Origin of the sequence: Enterobacter cloacae complex sp. 2021EL-01169, assembly GCF_020733125.1 — a bacterium.
Lineage (GTDB): Bacteria > Pseudomonadota > Gammaproteobacteria > Enterobacterales > Enterobacteriaceae > Enterobacter > Enterobacter roggenkampii.
The window spans coordinates 23865-44609 of the sequence record NZ_JAJFTC010000019.1 but is presented as its reverse complement, the minus strand read 5'-3'; the positions used below and the strand labels follow the sequence as shown (position 1 = coordinate 44609).

Below are 20745 nucleotides of genomic sequence, written 5' to 3'. Positions count from 1 at the left end.
GCCCGCACTCCACGCTGAATTATCAGACACCGTCTGAATTTGCAGCGGGCTGGAGAAAGGGTCATTCTGAGAATGAAGATTCCGACGTTACTAACTGAGTGTTGTATCTAATCGTGGGGGCAGGTCATCGCAACAGCAGCGCCTTTTCTGTGAGCGTCAACGAGCATATTTGCTAACAGCACGTGGTCGCTTTGGCTGAACGGTTTACCATCGTAACTGACAAAACTAGTTTTGCTTGTTTTGTCATATGGCGGATCACAATAAATCTGATCTCCTTCGCCGGTTGCGGCCAGAGTCTCCTCAAAACCAGCGGTGATCAGTTCAATACCTGAAAGACGAAATGAAAGGTAGTCTATTTTATTGAAGTCAAGCTTCAGTTCTGTATGTTTCCCCCAGGGCACTGAATAGATTCTTTCTGAGTTATAGCGGCACATACCGTTATAGCCCAGGCGATTCAGGGAGTAAAACAAAGCCGCTCTTTGAAGCGGTTGACCAGAAATACAGGTTTTGTTGAAACGGTCCCTCATCTCATAGTAGTCCTTTTCGACAAAGGTTTTATCCGCTAGGTTTTGGACCTGATTTATAAAGTTAGTTTTCTGTCTTTGAATAGTCCTGTATAGGTTGATCAAGTCTGGATTGCTATCTGCAAGCAATGCATTTTGTGCAAACATGTTCAGAAAAACGGCACCACCGCCTATAAAGGGTTCTACCCACCGGCAACTATGATCGTGTGGGTAGTGATGGCTGATGAAAGGCATCAGTTTCGTTTTTCCACCAGCCCATTTGATTATCGGCATGTGTCTGAGATGTCGAGTCAAAGTGTCTATACCTGAGAGAGAAATTTAGGTGCTGGTATCGTACCTAACCACGGGCTTTAACTAATAACTTAGGGAGCAAAAAAAAGTTGTTTAAGACGCACAGTTTTGACTTTCAGCATTGCGGATTTATAAGATTTTTCCTCACTGATACCTGAACTTTATGTTTTGGATTTATGTCTTTGTTTATGAAGCGATTTTGATGCCATCACAAGAAATGGGGAGCCCTCTTTTTTTGTGAAAAATCAGAATAGGCTCAAAAAGTACCTTTTTTGCGAAAAATTATGGATTTTTTTTTCGGTAGTATCCCCGCTACGCAGAAAGTAAGCAGAAAAATGTAACGGAGCCCCTATGAGTGTTTTACTGACAGAACCTACACAGCAAGCTAATGACAAGGTCTTTAAAACGGCCCATGTTGCCTTTTCAGTAGTTACTGGCACAGGTCGTTACGTCACTGGGCTTAAACAGTTCCGTGATGCAAACCCTGAACTTTGTACTGAAGTAAGTGACCAGAAAGCATGGGCTATCCACCCTTCAGTAATTCAGGTCACGCCAGGCTTCAACTCCCGCGAAATGGGAATGGGTGACGATTACTATAAGCTCCCTGAGGTTGAAGAACACATCTACAACATCAAGAATGCCTACATTCGAGGTGACTATGTAGACCCTATCCGAGTACGTGTCATTGATGGGGTACCTTTTGTTCGCCAGGGGCACTGCCGTTTAAAAGCCGCAATGATGGCATGTGATGAAGATCATGACATCACAATCCTTTGCGTTGAGATTAAAGAAGATGAAATTGGCTGTGAGCTCGCGACCATTGATGGTAACCGTGGTCTTGCGCTTTCTCCTGTTGCGCTTGGCGAGTCCTATCGTCGCCTACATTCTCTTGCTGGCTGGTCACTCGAACGAATTGCTCAACGTGAAAATAAAAGCCCGACGACCATCAGTTCTCTTATCCGCCTGACAACCTGTTCTGTTGTTATCAAGAAATGGATTCATGCTGACGCTATTTCGTATGTTAACGTGCTTTCACTGATCGATGAGCTCGGTGAAACAGAAGCAATTTCACGTATCAAGAAGATGATCGCGGAACTTGAGCAGGCCGATGCGAATGGCATCACGGTGAAAAAAACCCAACATGGTCAGGTACGAGTCAGACCTTCAGACTTCAAGCCAGCACGGATTCCGCCGGTTATTGCCACAAAAGCCGTAGAAGGCGTCAAACTCATCACCACCAGCTTATTACAGAAACTGGGGGATATTGAATTGCCGGAGATGACAGATTCAAGTGCTGACGAAGAAATCAACATTACGTTGAACCGCAGTACTCTGGAGATGCTGAGAAATCTTTCAAAAGAGATCACAGAATCAGAGAACAAGCAGCTTCGCCGTGCGGAGAATCGTCAGGCAAAACTTAATGGTGAGAAGCCAAAATACCCACGTAAAAAAAATGCTAAGAAGGCAGGGGAAGAGACCGATCAGGATACTGACCCACAGCCGGACGCAGAATAATTTACTTTTGGCAAAGTGTTGGTTTTGTCAGAGTCATTAAGGATTCAGGCTTTTTGCCCGCCTTTTTTAAACCTCCATGTATCGTTCTTGCCCCGTTTATGCGGGGCTTTTTTTTTGCTTCTTTCTATGAGTTGACATCTTTAAGTTTTATTCAGAGACATAAAAAACTTTTTCGTGTCACTGAACCTATTAGGTTACAGAGCGACGTTGCTATCCTGGTAAAAGTTTTTTCTAAAGGACCGGTAAAATGTCATCTCTTGATTCTGAAGCTAAACCCGATAATGCAGGTCACAGCGTACTGGCTTTAACAACCTCTCATAGCCTGGTGGTTAGCTCTTCTGAAACATTTCTTCCAGATATGCGCAAAGAGCTCGGCATTATCGCGGATCTTGTTGAGTCCTATAATGATGAACTCTGCTTGTTGAAACACATGGCTGTCCAGTTCAAAACCCACAATCACCAGAAACTTTATTCTTATCTCTCAGGCTACAACCACAGTATCTCTGAAGCGGATGCCTTGTTCGCGGAAAACGCTCTGAGATCTGAATACTGGAAACGCGTTATGGCACTCACTGATGTTTTGCCTATCATGTCGGATGCCAAACGTAACGAATGGGATAAGCAGTTTACGGCCGACCGCTATATTATGCCGCCTCAGGTGATCCCTGATTTCACAGCTGACGCTGTAGTAGGCACAGTCGTTGCTTTGCTTAATGACCGCAATCAATTTATTAAAGAAAGGGTTTACGACGTCTTCCAGTCTCTGAGCCGCAGTCATAAGACAAACAAAGCTTTTGGGTTCTCCACCCGCATGATCACTACCGGAGTTTGCGAGCCGTCTAAATACCCCTGGCAGAAATTAAGGGTGGATTTTAAAGAGTCTGGCATTTCACCACTGAGCGAGCTCCGCGTTATATGCGCATTCTTCCGTGGCGAACAGGTGAAGGCGATCCATAACACCAAATCATTGGTTGAGGCGTTGGTCGAACATGAGGGGTTCAGAAAATGGATCTGCATCGATGGCAACAGTATTCGTTTCAGGGTTTACAAAAATGGATCAATGCATATTGACGTCCACCCTGATATCGCCGAGCGGCTTAACAATATTTTATCAGCTATCGTACCGCTGGCATTACCTGCCGACCGCATGGCTCATAGCAAGAAATCTTTGGAGGCATTCCCTGTACTTAAGCAGTGCATCGACTTTGATACCCGGATGCAGCTTTCTGAACTAATGTTTAAAAATGACGGGGACAATAAATGGAGTTGCTGGACATCTTTAGGGTCTCTCGCCGAACGCAAATCTTCGAGTGTTGCCGCTGACACCCTTCGGTTCTTAGGGGCAACAGTAACAAAATACGATGTGACATTTTCCTATGATCCGTGTGAGGTTATTCGTTACATCGGCCAGATAGGGGAGATGCCTGATATTGTATCGCATCAGTTTTACCCTTCATCTTGCCGAATCAGCGAATATGTATATTCCCTGCTCGGTGCAGGGGAAGGGGATACCCTCCTGGAGCCTAATATTGGCCATGCGGATTTGCTTAAATCATTCCCTGCCGGTGTGATCGTTACTGGCATCGAGCTTGATACTTTGAATTGCCTTATCTCCCGGGCTAAGGGATACGATACGACAGAAGCTGACTTCCTCACATGGTCTAAGTCTAATCAACAGAAGAAGTTTGATTATGTCGTGATGAACCCACCTTTTGCCGATAACCGGGCCAGGCTGCATCTCCAGGCAGCTGCATCTCATCTCGCAGCCGGGGGATCTCTAGCAGCCGTTCTTCCATTATCTCTTCAGGGGCTCGATAACCTTCTGGGGGAAGAATTCCGGACGGAATGGATGGACGTTTTTGAGAACGAGTTTGAAAACACGACCGTTTCGGTTCGCATCCTGTACGCCGAACGTATTCAACAAGAGGAAGTCCTATGAGCAACCAACCCACCAGCCTGCCAGAAGAAGATATTGAGTTTGTTATGGATACCTTTCAGAGGAGCATGGGTAAATCCAAACCTGTCAGGGATACTCAAATAGAGGGCGAGAAACCGCAAAGTAAAGAGTCCGCAAACTCAACTGAAAACCCCGGTTATGAAGAATTCTTTTAATTACGCTCATGATATCCTGGTGCAGTTATTTAGAATGATATTTGAGGGATGGGGGACATTGTGATTAAAAGGCGTAACATTCGACGATCAGTTTATGGATTGCTTATTGTTCTTATCGCCGGAAATGTGTGGTTAGGCCTTAGAGCTGATAAAATTCATAAAGTGCGTTATCAGGATTTCTGGTCACCGGCAACTGTGATTAAAGTAACTGTAATGCCTTCAACGAATGAAATCCAGCTCAGTGGTAAAATCCCTAAATCGGTAAGAGTTTCAAACAATTATGTTGAGTACTCGTTACCGGGCACACTCTCGGACAAGACCATTTACCGAAGCGTGTTAGAAGATGAGATGCTCACTTTGCTTAATGCTGGAGGTCAACTTGAAGTTAAATACACTCTGGACAAGCAGACAAATCGAACTAAGGTATGCACTAAGTGCTTACGGGTGATTAAAGATATTAACCATCAATATTCAGCCACTGAGGTAAAGCATGGGCAGTCCTAAATTTGAAATTGCTGAGCAAATTAAAATGTGGATCGTTGTTTATCTAGTTTGCTTTTTAGCACTTTACTGTGTGTTAAGCGCTCTACATGCGCTTTATGATCCGCTAAATTTACCTGCCCTGACGTGGCCTATCAGCTGGTTCGTGGTGCCTGAAATGACAAGTTTTGGCAGTGCATTATTAGCTTTTGTCCTAACGCCAGGCCTTTGCTCTATAATTGCTGTTTTATTCGGTAAGTCTACCTTTAAAAAAGCTAAAACAAAAATATAGAGTTAATTAGATTGGTGGCTCAGGTTTATAAAACCTCTCACTAGAGAGGTTTATTTATTATTTTTGACTGAGATTAACAGCGTTTTCCATAAATGTATCAATAACAACCGTAAGAGACTGGCTGGTACCATGGCTATACTCAGGCCAAGGTAAAAAAGGATATGAAGAATACGCCATCAACATGATACTGGTTGGGCAACGCCAGTCCGTTGGAACACCTTTACTGTAATGGACAATCATAGCCGGGCGACTACAATCAATATCTCCAGCGTTTTTATCGAGTACGAAAGTAGCCAGAACGCCGGTGTCCTTCTGGGATACGAAAACAAGGCTGTCAGTAAAAATAAAGGCCATTAAGGAAGAGGCCAGGAAAGCGCCAGTAAATAAGGACTTCTTCTCTTTCCAAACGCGTCGAGCATATAACCCCATTAGCGCTACCGCTGAAACCATTCCGGACCACTGAGCACCCAAAGAAAAATCTGTTACTGTTTTAGATGTCATACTTTCATTAATAGTAATCATTGCGACAATGAATGGTGATGCAATTCCAAGTGTTGCTAGGACTATCAGCGATATTTCAGACCGGTTTTCTTTAGCGGATCCTTTACTTATTGCAGACATTGCTCTGAACATAACGAATGTACTGTTGAGCATCAGAAAACAGCATAAGAGCATGTATAACATTGGGTTTCCTCAACCTAGAAGTGATGGTTACCCTGTTATTTTACATAAATTTGACTCAACAGATGCTTTTAAAATCTCGCTTCCTTGAATTTAAAAACATATCAGCACAATTGGCAAACATAAAGGAGCAGCGTCTATCAAAAGTTACTTTTATGATTGGTTGAATACTCATTTTGAAGGCTAAAATCCAAAAAAGTGGGTACAAAAAGTTACTTTTGCGTCATCCAGATGCACTGCCGCCATTTTGCATTCTGTACGTTGGTTGCTTTCTCACTTGATGTCTCTTTTAACAGGCAAATTATCACTTTATCCGACCGGACCTTGTAGGCTGAATCCGTAGAATAAGGCTATAACCTATTCCCGGAGCATCATATGCGTAAAACTCTAATTGGCTGCATGGTTGCAACTGCCCTTGCTACTGTATCTTCGGCACATGCTCAGGTATTTAGCTACTCATTTACAGATACCAATAAGGCTGTTCGGAATATTAAGCCTGCAACACAAACATATCTTAATCCCGCTGGTGTTTTGACTCTGAACTTGATATCGGGTCTTGATCGGTACGAGCGAGTGACGGTCACACGAGACAGCGATAAAAAGGTTATGTATTCCTCCGTCTCGACCAAAACGAGCGTTGCAGATCGTATCGTTGCTGCCGATGGAACAGAATACTATGGAAAGGATATGGTTCTACCGGCGCTCGGAGAAGGGACCTTTACTGTAGTCAATGAAACTCTGGATATTCGCCAGACTGTAGTGAGCACATCTACTTATCATTTCATCGTTGATACAACTCCTCCACGCTATAAGAGTATTTATCCGAGTCAAAACGCAGGTTACGACATGGTACTTTCTGGGCCACTTTGGGAGTTGGGCCGAGGCGGTAGTGGCCAGTTTTCTATATTTGCAGACGGTATTGAGGATGCTAGTGGAATTGCCAAGATCCGTCTTGTCATTAAACGAAGTAATGGTTCTGTGGTCTCCGACAATAACCTGAGTTATGACACAGCCAATAAACGTGCGTTCTATCCGTGGATTAAAGATATGAACACCCAGGCTGGCATGCCCTCAAGTGATCTTGATGAAGAATTCACCTTCAATTTCATCGTTACGGACCTGGCAGGAAATACGCTTAACATTCCTCCCCAGCGGTTTTTATATGACGATCAAATGGGAGAATTTACGCCATTTGCAGTTCATGACTCACGTGTAAGCACCAGTGTTGTACCCGGCATTTCTTCGGGATACGTCCCGTTTAAACGAGGCCTTACAGTGCTGGAAAACCCCTACAAGTTGGTTATACGTATCCCAAGAACTAACTGGAAGCCATATCGAAATGGTGGCATGAGCATTACCAATAACTATGGCGGAGTACAGGTCCTTTCCGAAGATGCCACCTATGTCTACGTGGAAGTTAAGCTGCCACAGGGTGCCTTAGATGGAAACTACTATAGACCTGTGAATACATATCAATGGTCTGGAGGAGATCTTGGTCAGTATGCCAGCTGGCTCAACTGGGATCCTGCCTCTGTAAAGAGTCCGGCTTGGGGAAGTTCACCCATAGAACGACAAAAGGCTGATGGAACATGGTTCAACAGCGTAAACTGGAACCTGTTCAAGGCATCTGATATGCCTATAAAACTTACTAATATCCGGTTCAATGTACAGGCTAGGCCATATGATCAAAAAATCACTGGCGGAGCAACATGCAGTATTCCAGCTGGCTCAACAACCTGTACCGTCTCTTTGCCCCAGGATATTATAAATGGCACTACCGGCTATCTTCATAGTGGCTATGAAGTAAGGTCAACCACCGAAGCAACCTTCTTTGCCCCTATATGGGAGAATATAGCCTGGCATACACTGGGTCCCTCCGTCACTGGATTTGATTACATTGAAACCACCAACATTCTCCAGGTTTACGTGAATCAACCTGGAGATGGTTCATATTTCGACCATGTTTATGTAAATCGAGTTTGGTTGTCAGATAAAAACCGTAACAACGCAGAAATAAGCGTAACCGGCAAACAAACAGGTAGAAATATGGCGTCTGGGAACTACACGTATGAGTTCAACATGAAAGAGGTACCAGAAGGCAGTTATAACGTGGTAATTAATGCCCAAGATACATTCAACAATACCGGTAACCTCCCTTATCAAACTGTTGTCGTTGATAATACAGCACCATCTGTAAGTATTAGCTACGAAGGAAAACCGATCAGCAAAAACGTAACAGTATATGGGCTGGAGAACGTCCGTATACAGCTCACCGATGCTCTAACTAAACCATCCTTAAGCCGTATGACTCTTCGCGGTGGCCCTGTTTCTGATGCGGTGGAATTGTCTTGGGTGAATCTGGGAAACAACCTGTATGCACCTAATTATCCCAAGATCTTTCCGTCTCTTAATGAAGGCGAAACATACACTCTCACAGTTCAGGCCAAAGATGAGATGAACAACGTTAAAGAAAGCTCAGTCGAATTTAACTACCTTCCAAACAATCTCGTCAGGCTAGAGAATCTGAAAACCTTAGCTGTCAATGCTTCTCTCAAAACATCTGACAATACTCCTCTGGCTGTTCTGTATGCCAGCCAGCTGCGTAAAAAGGATGGTTCAATCGCTACAGGGCTTCAGGACGCAGTGCTTACTGTCCGTAAGGACGCTGCATTCGGCGTGACTGTAAATGGTGTTTCTGCGATGCCAGGTGAAAGCAAAGAGCTTCAACTGGATTTGGGGCTCGGGGACAGCCGTAGCTTTCCTATTTTCCCTGCTGTATCCGGCCTTACAGGCAGATCTGAGTTCATGATTAACATTGAAGAATTAAAATAAAGCAGGGCTGTTTTGCTGAAGCACAACGGCCGTCTTCTGATGCGCCGTAGCCCATGTTGTTGCAAATCAGTCCGACGTTCATTGCGTAAGTAACGCTTACTGCGGACCATGGTAGTGATTAGACTCACTACCATGGTCATTTCACCACATATCTTCTCTGCATTGCTCTTGTTGGGCAGACTAGTAACTCGTCACTAAATTGCAGCTTTTGTCTTGCTAAGTCGCTGGTATAACTGCACTACGAAATCGTCAAAAGATTTTATCCCTCATGTAGATCCAATAAATGATCCCAAAGGTGCCAGAGAGTACAAAGAAGATCCCGGTACGCTGTAGGCCGCATGGTTACTGGGCTGGAGCATTGTCACTGACAACAGTAGCGACATAAGTGACAACGGGAGTGACTTAAAAGACAATGGTAGAGACTATTTCGACGTTGGTAATGATTTTAAGTGACAATGGTAGTGAGGTTAGACTTAAACTTCCACTGTAAGGTAAGGTGACTCGCATTATTTAAATAAATTATTACTTTCAATTACTTGCGACACGAGTCTGCATGTATGCTTCTATTTCTCAAAAATTTATCCACCGAAAATGCCTGTGGCTGTGATTTAGCTTTGACGACAGTTTTTATCAGGGAGGCAAGTTGAGACCTGTATAAGAACTAAGCATTTATTTATCCCCATTTTCCACAAGGTAGTTCCAATAATTAGTACCTTAGTGTTCCTGATAGATCAAAAGAGATCCCCGCTGCCTCCAGGCCAGACGGCACAAGGCCTGAGACGTGATCAGTGACAACAGTAGTGATTATTTTGACATTGGTAGTGATTATTATAACGTTGGTAATGAGTTTTTTGACATCAGTAGTGATCAGAGCGACAATAGTAGTGACTTTTCATTAGATCTTTTTAACTTGATCTGATCCGTTGTTGATAAGAGTTGCAGGTCATTGTATGCAAAGAGTTTTTGCCAAGTTTTAATGAGTGGAGTCGTTTTTTTAGGTAGAACTTATGCACAGATATGGATCATCACAATGATCCATCCAGTGACATAGAGTTCGCTGGGGCTTACTATTCACCAATCTGTTTACACATTCAGTGATAACTTATTATGACTAAAGAGAAAGATACTGAGCAGCAGGACCTGGTCACCAGGGCTTTCTCTGTTAGAGAGAAAGAATCAGGTAAAGACATCATTTTGCGTCCTAACAGCAACCGTACGGTGCAGTCTATTGCTTTGATGCGGCTCGGGCTGTTCGTCCCATCACCAAAGAGTGTGGGGCGTCAAAATCGGGAATATAAAACGGTTGGCTTTGACGCAACGAAAGAGTTACAGACGCTCTCTTTAATGGAGAGCGAGGGGTTCACCAATATTTCAATTGTCGGTGAGCGTCTTGATATGTCAGTAGATTTTAAGACGTGGATGGGCATCATTCGAACCTATGCCAATCATCCGATTAACAATGACACGATAAGCTTAAAATTCACTGAATTCCTCAAGCTATGTACGCCTGAAAATTATCGCTCATCTACAGCGTCCAGAAAACGTATAGACGCCTCCTTACGCAGGTTAGCATCCGTTACCTTGTCGTTCACCAGTAATAACTCGTCCAAAGTCTATACAACGCATCTGGTACAGTCTGCCCTGTTAGACCCGGAATCAGATCAGGTTGTCCTTCAGGTTGATCCTAAGATTTTCGAGCTCTATCAATACGATCATAAGGTTTTGATGCAGCTGAAGGCAATTAAGGAGTTGGCCAAGAAGGAAAGCGCCCAGGCTCTCTATACGTTCATAGAGTCATTACCGCCAAATCCTATACCGATATCCCTTACTCGGCTGAAAAATCGTCTGAACCTCAAAACACGAGCAAATAGTCAGAATGCTACCGTGAGAAAGGCTCTTGAAGAGTTGGCATCGATAGGATACCTCCAGTACACCGAAATTAAGAAAGACGGAAAAGTATACTTCCAGATTCATAAGCGGGATCCCGATCTGAATTTGAACAATACTCAGCCTCCTTTAGAAGTGGTTGAAGATGAAGAAGAGAACTCAGGGTCTTCTGTTTTAGAAGGTGAGTTATGCCCACCAGCTGACCCGATAGACGGCGATGATGTTCTTACCGTCCATGATTTAACCGCTGAAGAACTGCGCTATATTCGTAGTCTTCGAAGCCAGAAAAAGAACAGCAACGCCAGCTAAAGTTAACCCGGCGGTTCAGGCTCCGGGTGCTAAATTACTTCTTCGATTTTCGTTAGTCCCAGCCCGCTCTTTCACGTCAACGGTAATGAGTCAAAAGTCATTACCGTTGTCATTGTTCTCTACCACCCTATGTAGATCGAGATTGCGAATTCAACGCTTTCTCCTGAGTCACCTGTTAACACCCGGTTTCTACGCTTTACTTCATTGGCCAGTACATCCAACGGAAAATATCGTAACGGGGTGACAATGGCAGTGAGTTGACCCACTCACTACCATCGACATTCAAATCCCGGCTTCTCTGGTAGCTATAGTGACAATGGTAATGATGTGTACCTTACTGGCATTGTCATTGTCCTCCGAGTGTGCGTTCAGCTTTGGGAGGACACCGGAACTTAATGCGGCGAGTCACGGCCATTGTGAATCTCGATTGGATTGGCGAATACGGCTTCCGGTTGGGCCAGATGTCAATGGTTATGCTTCATCCAGCTCATTACTGTAGTCATTGCCGTTCAGCTGAGCTGATGCTCCTCTCATTCTATGTGGCGACAACGGTAGTGAGCCCAGAAAGTGACTACCGTTGTCATGGCCGTCCAGTAGAGCGGGTCAACCTCTTAAATCACAGGGTGACAACGGTATTGAGCCCAGAAAGTCACTACCGTTGTCATGGACGTCTGGTTAAGCGGATCTACCTCTCAATTCACAGGGTGACAATGGTAGTGAGCCCAGCAAGTCACTACCGTTGTCATAGTCGTCCCGTTGAGCAGATCAACCTCTTAACTTACAGGATGACAACGGTAGTGAGCCTATTAAGTCATTACCGTTGTCATTGCCATCCAGAAGAGCGGATGATCCTCTCAATTCATACGGCGACAATGGCACTGAGCCCAGCAAGTCACTTCCGTTGTCATAGCCTTCCAGAAGAGCAGATGAGCCTCTTAATTAACAGGGTGACAACGGTAGTGAGCTCATTAAGTCATTACTATTGTCATGGCCGTACAGCTGAGCTGATCATCCTCTCAATTCACACGCCGACAATGGTAGTGAGCTATTAAAGTCACTACCATTGTCATAGACGTCCAGTTAAGTGGACCATCCTCTCAATACACACGGTGACAACGGTAGTGAGCCATTAGAATCACTACCGTTGTCATTGCTTTTCAGGTGCACTGATAAGGCTCTCAATAGACACGACGACAATGGCAGTGAGCAATTAGAGTCACTTCCGTTGTCATTGCTTTCAGCTGAGCTGATAAGGTACGTCATTTACACGATGACAATGGCAGTGAGCCAATCGAGTCACTACCGTTGTTAATGCCGACCAACCGAGGGAAGGGTCCGCTCAAAGAACTGAGTGACAACAGTAGTGAGATCATCCAATCACTACCATTGTCAGCTTAAACCTGTAGGACGAAGAGGCTTGTCCGATAAAATGACGACAATGGAAATGAGCCTATCCATCACTACCACTGTCATTAAAGTCCAGCGGTTCAACGTTAATCAGTAGCTCCGGATGACAATGGTTGTGAGTCAGGCAATTCCCAAGCATTAAGTGACAGCAGCGTAACACCTCTAAGCTCACTCCTGTTGTCAGGGGTTAGGGTATTGAGTCTCTACCGTCGTCAGTGTTTCTGAGACACCAGTATTGCAGATCACTACAATTGTCACTTAAGTATCGACGGGGGAATAGATGCAAGTGACTGGCTAACCAGTACCAGTTTAGATTCAAAACGATCCCATCTTTGTGGATGCACTTGAGTAAGCTCGTATGACGATATGTCAGAGAAGTGACAACGGGAGTGAGTTGCCGGACTCACTACCGTTGTCATCCCCGGTTGAAGGAAGAGGATCCCCGGGGCTGTATATTTACCGGGTATCCTTACTCAAGGGTTTCGACACTCACTCCCATTGTCGTAATCAACGAGTGTGCATTGTCTTTTAAAAGCATCGCTGGAAACGTACGATTAAAGTAACTTTTCTTTCGGTTCTTCCTTGCGAATCTCTGAAGACGTACTGGCTGATCGGAGTCAAGGAGGGCAGTAAAATTGAAGCCGTCAGTTTTACTGTCGGCTCCGGGTAGTTACTTCAACTCGTCGATCTGAATCATGAATTCTGAGGTGCCAACTTTCCCATTTTCGGAAGGATAAACGGGTAACAGAAGATTATCCCCCTGGCCCATATCTATTTGCACCTCAACTGACTCACCTGGAGCCGCCTGTGCCCCGTTAAATTTAATACCGAAGGCTGCATCCTTCCGCACAGTCAGCGTTGCGTTCTGGACCCCTTTAGCAATTTCTCCATTTGTCTTACGCAGAACGTTAGTGGACAGGTACGCAAGGGGTACGCCATCTGTCGTTTTGAGAGGCGAACTGACCGATAATGTGCGTAGATTATGTAACTGCACAAGGTTATTCGGTAGATAACTGAACTTCTGAGTATAGGTTTTGGTATTCGACTGACTATCGGCAACTGTTACGCTAATTGAATAATTTTCAGATGGTTCGAAATTTGGGAACAGCCTCGGATACTCAGGCATGTATGTATCTTTGCCTGCCGGTGACCACGTAAGCTCAACGTTATCAGCTGTGGGGCCACCTACGAGCTGAAGACGGGTTATCCTCGGGGTTGTCAGATTATCTGCCAGAGCGATCCTGAGGTTCTCCAGGCCGTACACTACCGTATCGTCTTTTACCGGCTTTCCGTCGAATGTTATGGCCACTGTCGGAGGAGTGTTATCCAGAGCAATTTCTCCGAAAGTTTTATTGGTCTGGTTCTGGAAGAAGTCCCTGATGTTGACCTCAACGTTGTATTTTCCTTCAGACTGACGGGATAAATCATAAGCAATCGTGTAGTTACCTGAGATACGAGATTTGATTACGCCTGTGGGTGACATCCGGGTACCGGTGTTCTTATCGGAAAGATAAAATTCCCTCAATGAGACCGAGTCGAACCAGTTACCATCGCCTTCAAGTGACGCCAGTACATCCAGCTGCTTGTTAGTCTCGTCATATGATATCGAGTTTATTACCGGCAGTTGTTTATTGTTCCAGCGTGTCATAATCCATTGCTCAGACCGCAAAATGGGATTGCTGATGCTGCGAACGAAGTAAAGGATCCTATTGTAGCCCTGGGTACCCAAGGCCATATCAAACGTCTCAGGCGCTTCACACGAGGTTTTTCCTGCCGGAATGGTGCAGGTCGCCTTACCGCCGATCTCTTGTGCAAAGGGCCGGGCTTCAACGTTAAAACGAAGTCGGGAAATTTTAATTGGCAGTCGTGATGAAGCCACACTCTCAAAATCCTTCCACTTAACCCAGTTCCCCTTATCATCGAGGAAATCTACCCAGGTACCCGCAAATGCAGGCGTTTGGTTTGCAGATGGGTTTAGAACGAGGCTGTATGACGGATAATACCCTCCCCACTGGCCAAAGTTCGCCATACGAGCCATATCCCCATTAATTGAGCCATAGGGAAGAGTCATTTCAACATAAGCATAAGTGCTGTCTACAGCTATCTCTTTGGGGGCGGAATATTGATTGATGAACTGAAGCCCACCTTCTGAATAAGCACGGTAGTTAGATTTTGGGATCCGGTAGACTAATCGAATAGGGTTTTCGTTAACGACCATACCGGCTTTGTAAGCCGGATAATTAGAAACCCCGGGTACGACGCTGGAAGACGTATTTGGATCATGAACGGCCCACAGTGTCATCTCACCCAGCGTGTTGTCGTAGCGAAATTTTTGAGTTGGCAGCGTTCGGCTATTACCTGCGTTATCGAAGATAACAACTTTTGCAGTAAAGTCTTCATCCAGGTTGCTGTCTGGTATTCCGGTTCCCTTAACTGAATTCTTAGAGTAAGTGTGGTACATCTTTTGGCCGGATACGTCATACTGCATCTGTGTAGTGCTGTAGAGGCTACCGTCCTGCCTGTAAATATATATTAGGCCCTTATCAATACCATTTGCATCACTTACGCCCGAAGAGGTGAAGTCATACTGCCCCGTTGCCTCTAATCCAAGCTTCCACACGTCACCAGCGGTAGAGCCAGAACCAGTATTAGCGGTAAGAGCATTTGCCGCTGGAGGGATGACATCAATTAGCCAGTTATAGTTATAGGTCGCTACAGGCTTCTGATTGAGATCTAACACGTTTATCTGAACGACAAATTTGCCTTCACCCAAAGCAGGCAAAGTTACTTTTTTGCCGTAGAACTCACTACCGTCAGCAGCTGTTAGTCGGTCTGATACACCCGTCCGTGTAGTCGTAGTATTAAGAATGACAGTTCCAGTGTCTTTCGTGACTTTGACATTAACGAAACGATCAAGACCTGAAATAAGTGTCAAAGTTACCGGTGATGCCGGATTAAGCATAAGACGAGAAGACGGGGCGTGGATCTCAATACCGTTCGTGTCTTTAAAGGCCGATTCATATATCTGAGCTGGGGCCTGAACAGACATACCGAGTCCGGCTACAGCAGTAATAAAAGCGAGATGTTTCATTCTTATTCCCCTTTAGGTTTGGTGTTATTTTAAGCTTTTCCTAAAGGTCACTATGTTCGTAAAAGTATAAAAAACTTCTCCATATGGTGCTCGAAATTACAAATCTATAATTTGCCTTTCGACAAACCTTATTGTGCGTTCAGGACGGAAATCTTTCTTTTTGGAATTACATCTGACATTTCTGTGGTGTCCAAACTGGCAACGATTGCAAAACTTATAACATTAGCCTGAAACTATCGGCATCCACATATCGCATTAAGTGATGCTTTTACTTTGTGTAAAAAAGAATCAGGATAAATTAGGTATGTCAGATATAAATGCGTTAACGGACGGCATATATGAATCAAAACCTGGCGGCATTACGCCACCAGTCGAGAGGGGAGTGAACCTCAGTCAGTACGTCTACCTTCGTTCCGCAAGGCGCTTCTTGTTGTGAATTACAAACTGCCCTGGCGAGAACTGCATCATTTCACCCCTAGCAACACACGTGCCTCTTCAACGGTTTGCCAAGAAGGCATTGCTACGCCAGATTGAGTGCCGTTGCCCCTGCGCTCACCTGTGTCACATTCTACATAAAGACGCATCAGCATCGCTTCTGTTTCAGCGGCCCGGCTATTATCCATTACCAGTTCTGCTGCGCGTCGTAGCTGTTCTGGAATGTCATTCCACATTCCCGCACCACTTCTGTCTTTGTTAGTGAGCAAGTCTTCAATAGCAGATGAAGCCATGTTAAGCAGGTCAGCCGAAACTAAAGGCATCGGCGGGGCGGTATAGAGGATTCGACGTCTTCCGCGTCTGTCTGGATCGTATTTATCATAAAAAGCTTTGTTCACATCTTCCCAGTGCCACTGAAGTTGCCCGGTTGCGTCATGGTGGCAAAACTCGCACTGATAAACAGGCGCAATCGACATAACTGCCTTTCCAATACGTGCCAGTACAGCAACTTCGTCAGCTCTGAGACTCATTGCTTCGCTTGGGTTACTACCCTCGGCAAATTCCAAAATTTGTTCAATACGTTCTGGTGTGAAAGTGGTCATAGGCTTTGAAAACATATTTTTCCAGTTGTGCTTACCATATCATCAGGCATTAGGAGCGTTAGCGAATAATTAACAGGTCAGGACCAAAACTAAATCCTTCCCCCATACGGTCTTCATGACGGGAGACATATGCCTTACCGTATTTCTCCAGATCCTGTAAGCGATCTTTTGCCAGATTCCACGAGTATTCCTGGCCCCACACGGGTCCGTCACGCCCGTCAAAGCGGTCAGGTTTACAATTTGCTTTCAGAAGAGCGTAGACATGCTCCACCGTGGGTAGCTGCAAAGCACTATTAGCCTGAGAAACGGCAGTATGCGTCATTTCTGTTCACTCTTTATTGATTTAGTCAGTTAAGCCGGTCAGGTAACTTTAACCGGCTACTCGTATTAAGATTTCTTTCCGGTTGCTTGTCAGTTAGCGGCGAAGATCAATTTCAAGGCGGGCTGTTTTGACCTTTGTTCCGGACTCCCTAAATGTATCATCCGGAAGAGGCGAAATTTGTCCGCCAAGTTGTTTGACTCGCTCCCTGAGCGCTTTTGTCAGTGTGTCTTCCCGGAACAATACCCCAGCTGACAGAATGGCCTGTAAGCGACCTCGCTTAGCGAGCATTGCGATGGCATGCATGACTTGTTTAACGTCAGAGCGTTTAAGGAATGGTGGATTCATAACGATAACATCAAAAGTTTCATCGGGCTGGTACCCAAGAAAGTCGGTATGCACCAGCTCGACTCCTGTGCTAAGGACACTATCGTTCTTCACTGCAAGGAATCGCTCATCGTTCAATTCGATCCCGGTAATCAATGCATCCGGAGCCGCCAGTTTTAAGGCTTTCAGAATGCGGCCATCACCAAACTCTGGCTCCAGTACACGCTCCCCGGCAGCTGGTTCAGCGCGTAGAACCATATCTGTGACTAAATTCTCAGGTGTAGGGAAGAAATTGAACAGATCTCGTGGGATGTCAACCGAACCTGTCAGAATGATTTGCTCGATACGCTCAGCTGCATCCGCCGTAAAAATATGTGCCTGCTCTTTTCGGTTCCATTTGCCACCGGCGGCTTCGAGCACTTTGTTTGTCTTAACATAAATGCTGCGGTCGAGCTGGTCGGCCAGGAAAAGAAAGTTCCCTTCAGCACGGCAGCGAGATAAGACGTTCAGAACTTCAGTTGAGATTTGCATTAAAACTCCATTAAGAGGATTTACCCGCCTGGCGGCAGCGGGTTGGTTACTTAAACGGGACAATTCAGATTTGGCCTTGGTTAGTCGGCAGACAACAGCAGGGATGGGCTGTTATAAGAGAAGCGGTCAACGGGAGCCTTATCAAATCGCTGACCGCTTGCATCAGGGGTCAGAACGAGTCCGTTATGGGCGCAATGAATGTGGAGCAACATATCCCCGCCGGTGTTGATGTGTAAGGCAGGCACACCCTGATCGATTTCGAACATGACACCAAAACAGGGGTTACCTTCCTTGTTAACAACTTCACAGTGGATGTTATGTTGGCCGGTAACGCTGACCTGATAGGCCTGACTGTCCTCTTCTGGCAGTGTTTCCTCCTCCAGGCGCCAGTCCTGAAGTGTGAGGCTAATTTCAGGGGTGTCATGCTCTTTCTGAAGAGCCTGGATACCTTTACGGAACAGCTGCATCATTTCAGGAGTAAGGCAGTCTTCCTCAGCTCCAAAATGTTCTTTCCAGCCTTCAGGATCTGCATACATCCAGACGTTTTTAGCGAGCGAAGGTAAGGAAGCATCAGGCTCTACAAGGAGGTGAGGGATGTTCTCTTTGATTCCGAGATAACGTACCGGCTGGCCATTAAGCGGTAACCCATCCGACACTGTAACTTCTGTTCCTGGCAAGACGACGCTGTTTACCAGACCTCCACAATGTTCGGCCACCACGCGGCCTAAATCTGCCATAAACATCCGATGCTTTTCTGGTGAGTCCAGCTCACCAAGGAGTTCAGGTTTAAGCAGTAAACCGGTAATAATCTCAGTCAGTTCACGAGGAGATACTAATTTATACATTTTGTTTTCCTTTTCTGTGTTGGCTTTATATTACCAATCCAGATGCACGAGCTAATAACCTCCAGACAACTTTTTCAAAAATTATTTACTTAAAGCAGGGTGCTAATATGCGCAAGAAATGAATTTAGGAAGGACGGCTTCAAATTTAACTTTTTGGTTTTTTATTTTAGACGGACTTTAAAATAGCATCGTTGATAAAATAATAAACATGGTTTGTTTTTTTGTTTGTATTGACAATCAAATGGGTATAAATTAATTTACTTACATGGCGTATATTTAACGCCACCGCCCCGGCGGCACCGGGCATAAAAGGAAAACCATTTTGAAACCGATGCTCAAAAAAGATTTTTTTTCAGCTATTGAAAACCTTCTCAAAGCTGGCTTTCAACCTCGCTTTTACACTGTTAACAGTGGCCGAATCGGTCTCATTACATTCACTGATAAAAATGGAACAAAACAGGTCGAACAGGTTTATTCCTGCACTTCTTTAGCCGCCAATACTTTTGGAAAGCGCTTCACCACTTGGTTAGAAGAAATTTTTCAAAAGCATAATGAAGAAAAAGTAGCTGATTCCGGGTTCGAGGTTGGTAGCCGTGTCTGGGATAAATTGATGTATACGTTGCGCACCATTTCAGAAATTCGTGCCGGGGGGGTGCTGGTGCTGGATAACGGTGCACAGCGTACACTGGATGAAGTGCAAAAAACGGCACCTGAAACAAACCAGGTGGAGCCAAAGGAAATCTCTTCACTTCAGGAGCTGCTGAACGCTTCCAAAAATCTGGAGCCGACTTCGCCTGAGCTAATTGCGGCTCTTAATGAGGCTCTGTCAACCGCCATAAAACGGTGAATGCAACGGCAGTCTGGCACATCAGGCCTTGTCAGAGATTAGGCCTGAAAAGCACTTACGTACCGATATAACACCTAATTCCCCTCTAAGGAGATTGCCCTAAATGGCGATGAATAAAAAAGAACAAGCCGCGTATGATGAGCTGGTGGCACAGGCCAGAATAAACCGCGCTTTACGCTGGTCTGACTATGGCGTTGAACGCGATATGCCCGTACCAGAGGTCTCGGGGGAATACCAAAACGGCTGGAGCTTCAACACCGCCACTGGCACTGTTTATCCGACATGGAGCGGAACTACGGTTCACGGCACACGGGAAGAGGGAGAGGTTGTCGATGCAACCTCCCGCCGCATGCGAGGCATGAATGGTAGCCAGAACGGCATACCACAATACAGCACCAAAGAACGCGCCCTGAAGGCATTACGCTGTTCGCTTGAAATCAAGTTTGCCATGCAGCTGGATGCCATAGATAAAGCTATCGCAAAAGAAATAGAGCTGTCCACCGCTCGCCGGGAGAGCGATACATCAGATGCCTAGCGGTAAACCATCAATTCAGGCCCGTGATCAGAGGGGCCTTAACGCCCTGAAAGAGGCGGTTCCAGCGACGGCACAACTACAGATGCGGGTTACCCCTGAACGTAAACTGCGTTACGTCAATCAGGCAAAGGCCGAAGGTCTGGGTCTAACAGACTGGGTCCAAAAGCATATGGATAACGTGTGTGATCTGGCAGGCCAGCCTGAAATAACCATGTACAAAGATGATGGAGAAACAAGTGGCCAAAAATAACAACAGTCTCAAACAGCATGTCTTCAATATGCTGTCGGCTGGCAGCGAACTTAAAGAAGTGAAGCGTTTTCTCACCAGCAAGCGAGTTAAAGCCCGCCTGGCAGTGTCAATGATCCACGAGCAGGCGATTGCTGTGCAGAACACTGAATACCAGAATTATCCGGCTTATAGCTAACTGGTAACAACAATTACAGAGAGATACTTAAAATGAGCGTAAACCCAGAATACACCAGGGTTCAGCATGTCCAGATTATTCGCGAGCGAGATGGGCAGAAGGAAGTTGTTCGAGTCTATGATGAAGATGGCGACGTGGTTCTGTGTTTACCTGCCTACATTCAGGATGAGGAAATAAATCTTATTCTGCGCCGGTTGAATGACGTATATTCAGTCGGATATCGTGTAGGTGATGCAGCCCGCCGCCGCGCCATCAAAAAAGCGCTGGGGGATGATGAGGAGTAAGGCCATTTTTACTGGCAAGATATCTGTATACCGGAGTCTTTAGAGTACGTTCTAATGGCTCCGGATTATTAATACTGTTTTACTCATGCAATAAAAAGCAAACCAAAATTCTTTCGCTAATTCATTTTTAAATGCTCAAATCATTAAATGTAAGGAGCGTTATTTATCAATAGG

General features: G+C 45.3%; 18 protein-coding genes. 11 read left to right on the top strand and 7 right to left on the bottom strand.

Features of this window, described 5'->3' with window-relative positions:
- Positions 1–107 precede the first annotated feature (107 nt).
- Positions 108–797 (bottom strand): Dam family site-specific DNA-(adenine-N6)-methyltransferase, encoded by a 690-nt coding sequence (locus LLF79_RS24415; protein WP_227880542.1) that lies wholly within the window; start codon positions 795–797, stop codon positions 108–110.
- A gap of 369 nt (positions 798–1166) precedes the next feature.
- On the opposite strand from LLF79_RS24415, the gene LLF79_RS24410 reads away from it, so the two are divergent.
- The 5 genes from LLF79_RS24410 (at position 1167) to LLF79_RS24390 (ending at position 5214) form a co-directional block, all read left to right on the top strand.
- On the top strand, positions 1167–2330 hold the full coding sequence (locus LLF79_RS24410) for a hypothetical protein (RefSeq protein WP_000114860.1): 1164 nt from the start codon (positions 1167–1169) through the stop codon (positions 2328–2330).
- Between the two features lie 247 nt (positions 2331–2577).
- On the top strand, positions 2578–4269 hold the full coding sequence (locus LLF79_RS24405) for a DUF4942 domain-containing protein (protein WP_000096325.1): 1692 nt from the start codon (positions 2578–2580) through the stop codon (positions 4267–4269).
- Entirely contained in the window at positions 4266–4442 is a 177-nt protein-coding gene (locus LLF79_RS24400; protein ID WP_000070862.1) for a hypothetical protein, read from the top strand. The genes LLF79_RS24405 and LLF79_RS24400 overlap by 4 nt, the downstream gene beginning before the upstream one ends.
- A 60-nt stretch (positions 4443–4502) precedes the next feature.
- Positions 4503–4946, top strand: coding sequence for a hypothetical protein (locus LLF79_RS24395; protein WP_001805248.1), 444 nt, complete (start codon positions 4503–4505; stop codon positions 4944–4946).
- Positions 4933–5214: a hypothetical protein gene (locus tag LLF79_RS24390; protein ID WP_000535423.1), complete on the top strand. Its 282-nt coding sequence runs from the start codon at positions 4933–4935 to the stop codon at positions 5212–5214. The genes LLF79_RS24395 and LLF79_RS24390 overlap by 14 nt, the downstream gene beginning before the upstream one ends.
- A 57-nt stretch (positions 5215–5271) precedes the next feature.
- Here LLF79_RS24390 and LLF79_RS24385 read toward each other — a convergent pair whose 3' ends face one another.
- Positions 5272–5898, bottom strand: a complete 627-nt coding sequence (locus LLF79_RS24385; protein WP_000966518.1) for a hypothetical protein — start codon at positions 5896–5898, stop codon at positions 5272–5274.
- Positions 5899–6270: 372 nt separating this feature from the next.
- Between LLF79_RS24385 and LLF79_RS24380 the strand changes: the two genes are divergently transcribed.
- Together LLF79_RS24380 and repHI2 are read left to right on the top strand one after the other, a co-directional pair.
- Entirely contained in the window at positions 6271–8727 is a 2457-nt protein-coding gene (locus tag LLF79_RS24380; protein WP_001232713.1) for an Ig-like domain-containing protein, read from the top strand.
- Positions 8728–9834: 1107 nt separating this feature from the next.
- A complete protein-coding gene (gene repHI2, locus LLF79_RS24375) occupies positions 9835–10923 on the top strand; it encodes an IncHI-type plasmid replication initiator protein RepHI2 (protein ID WP_000159528.1) in 1089 nt (362 codons plus the stop codon).
- Between the two features lie 2077 nt (positions 10924–13000).
- Here repHI2 and LLF79_RS24370 read toward each other — a convergent pair.
- From LLF79_RS24370 to LLF79_RS24350, 5 genes are all read right to left on the bottom strand, one after another.
- Positions 13001–15421: an Ig-like domain-containing protein gene (locus LLF79_RS24370; protein ID WP_058688217.1), complete on the bottom strand. Its 2421-nt coding sequence runs from the start codon at positions 15419–15421 to the stop codon at positions 13001–13003.
- A 464-nt stretch (positions 15422–15885) separates the two neighbouring features.
- Positions 15886–16473 (bottom strand): hypothetical protein, encoded by a 588-nt coding sequence (locus tag LLF79_RS24365; RefSeq protein WP_000491820.1) that lies wholly within the window; start codon positions 16471–16473, stop codon positions 15886–15888.
- A gap of 43 nt (positions 16474–16516) precedes the next feature.
- Positions 16517–16780 carry a hypothetical protein gene (locus tag LLF79_RS24360; RefSeq protein WP_000149862.1) on the bottom strand — a complete coding sequence of 88 codons (264 nt, stop codon included), beginning with the start codon at positions 16778–16780 and terminating at the stop codon, positions 16517–16519.
- A 93-nt stretch (positions 16781–16873) separates the two neighbouring features.
- Positions 16874–17635, bottom strand: a complete 762-nt coding sequence (locus LLF79_RS24355; protein ID WP_001167418.1) for a methyltransferase — start codon at positions 17633–17635, stop codon at positions 16874–16876.
- Between the two features lie 80 nt (positions 17636–17715).
- A complete protein-coding gene (locus LLF79_RS24350) occupies positions 17716–18480 on the bottom strand; it encodes a hypothetical protein (protein ID WP_000277498.1) in 765 nt (254 codons plus the stop codon).
- Between the two features lie 331 nt (positions 18481–18811).
- Here LLF79_RS24350 and LLF79_RS24345 point away from each other — a divergent pair, with 331 nt between their 5' ends.
- From LLF79_RS24345 to LLF79_RS24330, 4 genes are all read left to right on the top strand, one after another.
- Positions 18812–19327 carry a hypothetical protein gene (locus LLF79_RS24345; RefSeq protein WP_012695482.1) on the top strand — a complete coding sequence of 172 codons (516 nt, stop codon included), beginning with the start codon at positions 18812–18814 and terminating at the stop codon, positions 19325–19327.
- A 103-nt stretch (positions 19328–19430) separates the two neighbouring features.
- Positions 19431–19862 (top strand): hypothetical protein, encoded by a 432-nt coding sequence (locus tag LLF79_RS24340; RefSeq protein ID WP_001251242.1) that lies wholly within the window; start codon positions 19431–19433, stop codon positions 19860–19862.
- 221 nt (positions 19863–20083) lie between these two features.
- The gene (locus tag LLF79_RS24335) at positions 20084–20287 is read left to right on the top strand and encodes a hypothetical protein (protein ID WP_012477421.1); all 204 of its coding nucleotides are present in this window, start codon (positions 20084–20086) and stop codon (positions 20285–20287) included.
- 32 nt (positions 20288–20319) lie between these two features.
- On the top strand, positions 20320–20571 hold the full coding sequence (locus tag LLF79_RS24330; RefSeq protein WP_000115760.1) for a hypothetical protein: 252 nt from the start codon (positions 20320–20322) through the stop codon (positions 20569–20571).
- The last annotated feature ends 174 nt before the right edge of the window (positions 20572–20745 follow it).

Coding starts and splice junctions, on each gene's coding strand:
- LLF79_RS24360 (WP_000149862.1), bottom strand. CDS start 16,780: ATGACGCATACTGCCGTTTCTCAGGCTAATAGTGCTTTGCAGCTACCC.
- LLF79_RS24410 (WP_000114860.1), top strand. CDS start 1,167: ATGAGTGTTTTACTGACAGAACCTACACAGCAAGCTAATGACAAGGTC.
- LLF79_RS24350 (WP_000277498.1), bottom strand. CDS start 18,480: ATGTATAAATTAGTATCTCCTCGTGAACTGACTGAGATTATTACCGGT.
- LLF79_RS24355 (WP_001167418.1), bottom strand. CDS start 17,635: ATGCAAATCTCAACTGAAGTTCTGAACGTCTTATCTCGCTGCCGTGCT.
- LLF79_RS24390 (WP_000535423.1), top strand. CDS start 4,933: ATGGGCAGTCCTAAATTTGAAATTGCTGAGCAAATTAAAATGTGGATC.
- LLF79_RS24365 (WP_000491820.1), bottom strand. CDS start 16,473: ATGTTTTCAAAGCCTATGACCACTTTCACACCAGAACGTATTGAACAA.
- LLF79_RS24380 (WP_001232713.1), top strand. CDS start 6,271: ATGCGTAAAACTCTAATTGGCTGCATGGTTGCAACTGCCCTTGCTACT.
- LLF79_RS24330 (WP_000115760.1), top strand. CDS start 20,320: ATGAGCGTAAACCCAGAATACACCAGGGTTCAGCATGTCCAGATTATT.
- repHI2 (WP_000159528.1), top strand. CDS start 9,835: ATGACTAAAGAGAAAGATACTGAGCAGCAGGACCTGGTCACCAGGGCT.
- LLF79_RS24340 (WP_001251242.1), top strand. CDS start 19,431: ATGGCGATGAATAAAAAAGAACAAGCCGCGTATGATGAGCTGGTGGCA.
- LLF79_RS24335 (WP_012477421.1), top strand. CDS start 20,084: ATGATGGAGAAACAAGTGGCCAAAAATAACAACAGTCTCAAACAGCAT.
- LLF79_RS24345 (WP_012695482.1), top strand. CDS start 18,812: ATGCTCAAAAAAGATTTTTTTTCAGCTATTGAAAACCTTCTCAAAGCT.
- LLF79_RS24385 (WP_000966518.1), bottom strand. CDS start 5,898: ATGTTATACATGCTCTTATGCTGTTTTCTGATGCTCAACAGTACATTC.
- LLF79_RS24415 (WP_227880542.1), bottom strand. CDS start 797: ATGCCGATAATCAAATGGGCTGGTGGAAAAACGAAACTGATGCCTTTC.
- LLF79_RS24370 (WP_058688217.1), bottom strand. CDS start 15,421: ATGAAACATCTCGCTTTTATTACTGCTGTAGCCGGACTCGGTATGTCT.
- LLF79_RS24400 (WP_000070862.1), top strand. CDS start 4,266: ATGAGCAACCAACCCACCAGCCTGCCAGAAGAAGATATTGAGTTTGTT.
- LLF79_RS24405 (WP_000096325.1), top strand. CDS start 2,578: ATGTCATCTCTTGATTCTGAAGCTAAACCCGATAATGCAGGTCACAGC.